4 protein-coding genes and 1 tRNA gene are annotated in these 5,462 nt (G+C 60.0%); 1 reads left to right on the top strand and 4 read right to left on the bottom strand.

The annotated features are described in order from the left end of the window. From arfA to ACWGTO_RS32535, 3 genes are all read right to left on the bottom strand, one after another. The coding region (gene arfA, locus ACWGTO_RS32545) for an arabinosylfuranosidase ArfA (protein WP_454578815.1) at nucleotides 1-1,054 on the bottom strand (1,054 nt) is incomplete at its 3' end. 123 nt (nucleotides 1,055-1,177) lie between these two features. After that, nucleotides 1,178-3,148 (bottom strand): glycoside hydrolase family 127 protein, encoded by a 1,971-nt coding sequence (locus ACWGTO_RS32540; protein ID WP_454578814.1) that lies wholly within the window; start codon nucleotides 3,146-3,148, stop codon nucleotides 1,178-1,180. A gap of 528 nt (nucleotides 3,149-3,676) precedes the next feature. After that, a complete protein-coding gene (locus tag ACWGTO_RS32535) occupies nucleotides 3,677-3,994 on the bottom strand; it encodes a chorismate mutase (protein WP_454578813.1) in 318 nt (105 codons plus the stop codon). Nucleotides 3,995-4,770: 776 nt separating this feature from the next. Here ACWGTO_RS32535 and ACWGTO_RS32530 point away from each other — a divergent pair. Further along, nucleotides 4,771-4,855, top strand: a tRNA-Leu gene (locus tag ACWGTO_RS32530). Nucleotides 4,856-5,181: 326 nt separating this feature from the next. Here ACWGTO_RS32530 and ACWGTO_RS32525 read toward each other — a convergent pair. Next, nucleotides 5,182-5,462, bottom strand: a 281-nt coding sequence (locus ACWGTO_RS32525; RefSeq protein ID WP_454578812.1) for a DDE-type integrase/transposase/recombinase, incomplete at its 5' end; no start/stop codon positions are given.

Here is a 5,462-nt window from a genome sequence, read left to right as displayed (position 1 = left end):
GCGCCAGGCAGGCAATCTTGACGACATCGGAACGGCGGATGAAGGTGTTGAGGATCAGGCCAACCTGCAACACGTCCTCGAAATTGTAGATGTCTTCGAGCAACGGCGGGGCGAACGGCCAGCCGTCATTGCCGCCAAGGACCTTCTTGTCCTGCTGCTTGGAATGGTACCAGACATTCCATTCGTCGAACGAGATGTAGACCTGCCTGCTGGAGCGCTTCTTGGCCTTGATATAGTCGATGACGCCGGCGACCGAGACGATGTAGGCGTCGAGCTTCTCGTTCATGGCGAGGTAGTTCGGCGCGTCATTGGCTTCGTTGTCGAAATACATGTGCAGCGAGATGTAGTCGACCTCGTTGTAGGTATGGTCGAGAACGACCGCTTCCCATTCAGGATAGGTCGCCATTTTGGCATTTGACGAGCCGCAGACGACGAGTTCGAGCGACTGCGAAAAGGCGCGCATGGCCTTGGCGGTTTCATGGGCCAGGCGGCCGTATTCGTCGGCGGTCTTGTGGCCGATCTGCCAGGGGCCGTCCATCTCATTGCCGAGGCACCAGAGCTTGACGCCGAACGGCTCCGTGCGGCCGTTGGCGATGCGCTTGTCGCTCCACTCGCTGCCGCCGGGATGATTGGTGTATTCCAGAAAGTTGCGGGCTTCGTCGAGGCCACGCGAGCCGAGATTGACGGCAAGCATCATCTCGGTGTTGGCCGAGGCGCACCAGTTGGCGAATTCATGCAGGCCGACTTCGTTGCTCTCCGACGTGTGCCAGGCAAGGTCCAGGCGCACCGGGCGCTCTTTCTTGGGGCCGATGCCGTCTTCCCAATTGTAAGCGGACACGAAATTGCCGCCGGGATAGCGGACGATCGGAACGTTGAGTTCCCTGACGAGATCGATAACGTCCCGACGCATACCGTTGATATCTGCCGTCGGATGACCGGGCTCATAGATACCGGTGTAGACCGCCCGCCCCAGATGCTCGATAAAGGATCCATAGAGCCGCGGATCGATTTTCGAAACAACATAACGCGGATGCGCCGTAACCGCCGCCTTCATGCATTTCCTCCACCAGTATCATAAATGATGATTTAAATCATCTTATTCGACATAAAAGGGAAGCAAACTTCATGATCGGAACGCGCCGGACCGCGCCCGATGGGAACGCGGCGCCGGCCGCTCTCACCCTTCCCTCAGCCAGACCAGCATCTCGCCGGGATCGCGGTTGTCCCAGGCAAAATAGGGAACCGCCTTGAGCTTCGTCTCCTCGGTCGCCGGCGGTTCGGAGCGGTAGAGATCGCTGCCCCAGTTTTCAGCCCCTGCCCTGCTGCCGATCGCCGAAAGCGTGACGATGCCGCCGAGCAGGTTCGGCTCGGGATGCGCCTCGAGCCTGGCCGTGCGCGGCAAGGCAATGCGGTGCAGCCCACAGCCATTGTCGGTTTCCTCGACGCAGTAGATCAGCGGGCCGCGCGCGAGCGCGACGCGGCCTATATCCTGGCGCACATGCGGGTTGGCGAAGAGGCGGGCCATCGACATCTCGAGGTCGAGCTCGACCCGGTCGTCCTTTTGCCATTCGCGCCGGATTGCGGCATAGCCGTCGCTGGTCGCCGCATCGAGATCGACCATCTTGCCGTTCACTTGCGCCGCCGCCTTGCGGCACCAGGACGGCACGCGCAGATGCAGCGTGAACTCAACGGGGGCATCCGGCTCGACCCGGATCGAGATTGCGCCGTCCCACGGATAATTGCTGGTCTGGACGAGGCTGACCGGCCGCCCGGCGATCTCGAAGCGTGCGCTCGAGTCGCCATAGAGATGCACGGCCAGCGCATCGTCGGCGAGACCGTAGAAATAGCTGCCGATCGACGCCACCATGCGGCCGATATTGGGTGGGCAGCAGGGGCAGCGGTGCCACTTCCAGCGATTGTGCTTGCCCCGGCTCTCCAGCGGGTTCTGGTAGAAGAACAGCGAGCCGTCGAGCGCCAGGCCCGAGATCGAGCCGTTGTAGAGCGCTCGTTCCATCATGTCGGCGTAGCGGGCGTTCGGCCCCATGCCGAGCATGCGGCTTGCCCAGAACACCAGGCCGACCGAGGCGCAGGTCTCGGCATAGGCGGTCTCGTTGGGCAGGTCGTAGTCGCTGGTAAAGCCTTCATTGTGCGCTGACGGCCCGAGGCCGCCGGTGACATAGAGGCTCTTGGTCGTCAGATCGTCCCAGAGCCGCTCGAGCGCCACCTTGAGCGTGTCGTCGCCATATTCGGTGGCGATGTCGGCCATGCCGGAATAGAGATACATCGCCCTGACCGCATGGCCGACGACCTTGTCCTGCTCGCGCACCGGCTTGTGCGACTGGCTGTATTCGTAGGTCTTGAAGTGCAAATCCTTGGGGTCGGCGCCGCGCGCCAGCGCCTCCTCGTCGAAATAATGCGGCTCGAGGCCGCGCTGGTCGATGAAGTACTTTGCCAGCTCCATATATTTCTCGTTGCCGGTGACGCGCGCGAGCTTGACCAGCGCCAGCTCGATTTCCTCGTGGCCGCAATAGCCCTTCCTCTTGCCTGGTTCGGGGCCGAAGGTGTCGGCGATGTGGTCGGCATAGCGGCACATGATGTCGAGCAGCTTGCGCTTGCCCGTCGCCTGGTAGTAGGCGACAGCGCCCTCGATCAGGTGGCCGGCGCAATAGAGCTCGTGACAATCGCGTAGATTGGTCCAGCGCAGGCCGGGCTGGATGCGCTGATACCAGCTGGAGAGATAGCCGTCGTCCTGCTGCAGCTTTCCATACATGTCGATGACGGCGTCGATCTTGCGCTCCAGCGCGTCGTTCTTGCGCCGGTAGAGCGAATAGGCAGCGGTCTCGACGGTCTTGCCGAGATCGGAATCCCAGAACATCTGGGTGGTCACGGTCGAGGCGGTGAAGCCGTCATTGACGTGGAAGGGAATGCGCACGCCGGGCGGCGCGCGGTCGGGATCGATCTGGTCGAGCATGCCGGCTTCGACGCAACGTTCGTAGAGGATATCGGCGGTGCGCGAGGCGACGGCATCGACGCGGTCGCCCCAGAAGCCGCGGACATCGACCTGCGGCACGGGAAGCGGCCGAAAGGCGAGCTTCGGCCTGGCGGTCTTGCCGGCCTCGGTTGCTGCGGCGGGTTGCGGTGCGGTCATGAACTTCACTCCATTCGCATGCGGCTGGTTACTTGACAGCCCCGGCCATGAGGCCACGGATGTAGAAGCGCTGCAGCGCCAGGAACAGGATCAGGCCGCCCGCCTTTCCCTTGCCCCTATATGCTGAGTTCCAGCGGCCCCCCATCTTCAAAGCGTTTGATTACCTCGTTTTCCGTGATTTTGAAAGGCGTGGACTACGCTGAGCGTGGCCGACGGTATCTCCGTCGCCCTCGAACATATCGACGATGTCGGCGTCCATGGCCCTGACGGAACGGCGCTGTTCCGATACCGCCTCGTATAGATGGAAATCCCGATTTTGCCCTGTCCTCTGTAGAGTCGGATGGATAACACAAAAGGTGCAAGTCCTGTTCGGCGAGGTGACGAGAAAACAGCCCCCGAAAGGTGGCATGGCACTCGTCGCCTATCTCCAACTTCCTTTGTCTCGAAGAAGCCATGAAGGCGCGAGAGAGGCCAACTCTTCGCGCAGGCTTCCCGTGCAACAAGCATCAAACAGGCCGAGTGAACACGTCACCGCTTCACAACGTGCGCTACCAGACTTGCTATCGCCTCATGTCGACTGACTGAATGGGCAACGACAAATCTGAGATAAGCTTCGGCCAGGTCTGGGTCTAGACCCGCGCTCAGAGCGAGGTCACGCAAGCGCTTGGTCTGTGCGGCCTCACGCGTGCTGTCTTGGGGCAAGTATCCATATTGGGCTTTGAGGAAGCCGACCTCCTCCGTGCAGCGAAATCGCTCAGCGAGCATGTGGATGATCGCGGAATCGATATTGTCGATTGTGTTCCGATGCTCTGCCAAGCGAACTTCCTGCTTAAGATCTTTCTTCATCCATTCTCCTGAGCTGACAAAAAAAGCCTGGATGACCCCTCGCGAGAACTCGGGCTTTCAGCAGATTTTCCCACCGCCATCGCCGCGGGATGCTGGCAATGACGAACGTCCGCCGCGGCGCTAGCTCGATCCCTCGGAGTCAGCCAAGCGCCGTAACGCAACGTCAGTGACAATAGCCTCGCAACCTGTCCTTATCCTGTCGGAACGCGCAATCGGGATATGTCTGCGCGCGAGCATCCGGAAGCGGGTTTGAGGCGTCCAACTCGCACAACCTTGGGCGCGCAGCCGCAGCGGTCAGCGGCGGACTCCGTTACCCATAAGACTATGGAGCGCCGCGGCGGAGTCCGGTCGGGCTCACATGGGCGCTTTCACGTCAAGACTTCTGTCAACTCTTCATCAGTCATCTCCGTTAGGCGGTTTCGGTTTCCAGGTTTGAGCCCGATCTGTAACCCGGCCGTTTCCGTACCAGTTCAAACTCACATTCAGTCGGCGCACGAGGGGGAGCATAAAAAAGTTGGGGGCGCCGGGCGCCTCGGGTTAGCGTGGCGGCCATGTCTATTGCCCAACTTGAACAGTTGGAGGGTAATGGTGGCGCATCTGGTGTGTACCGGCTCAAAAAGTGGTTTGTCTCCCAATCCACAAGAATTTACGACGAGTTGAAAACGTTGTATTTTCAAAGAGCTAACGGGGTGGGATAGTGGAGTGGTAAAATCGCCGAAATGGCGCTAGGTGCAGCATAGGAGCTGAGAGCCTGGGCTAGAATCGGCGGCAAATGTGCGGGTGTGGTGAAACTGGTAGACGCGCTGGATTCAAAATCCAGTTCCGAAAGGAGTGTCGGTTCGATTCCGACCACCCGCACCATCTTCTTCTCTTGACACTTTCGTCGGTCATTCCGCCGAGGGTCTTCAGCCCCGAGCCAGGTGCCCAGCTAGGTTAGATCAGAATCGGCGAAATGCGGTCGATCTTTCGAAACTCAGCGCCTTCAGAATTGACTGCCCACACTACCCCATCGGTCGTCTGGCTTTGAGGATCAAAATCAGTGGGAGTGAATCGGGCGGAGCGGTGACGGACAGACGGGCGAACTGTTCAGATCCTATGAGGAGGGTGGATAGCGACCTGCGCTGTGGCAAAGTGGGTTTTTGTTGCAACGGCTGAATAGGGGCAGAGAAGCCCTGATGCGACGTCAATCAGGTGGCGAGGATTTCGAACTGCTCGGCCAAGGACGGATTCGGATTGAAGGCGTACCTCGCCTGTCGCTTGCACATCATGTGAATCATTTCGATGCCGGAAAGGATTGTGGAGGCGGTGGCCGTCGATTTGAAGCCGAGCATCGGCCGGACACGACGCTTGATGCGCCGATGGTCCTGTTCGATCCGATTGTTATCAGGCAGGAATAGGCCCGGCGCGCCAGGGGAATCGGGTGAGTTAATTTTCACGAGATGAGGCTGACGAGAAAGTCCTCGTTCCA

This window comes from Mesorhizobium sp. PL10, assembly GCF_053714315.1.
This window is presented reverse-complemented; position numbering and strand designations above follow the sequence as displayed.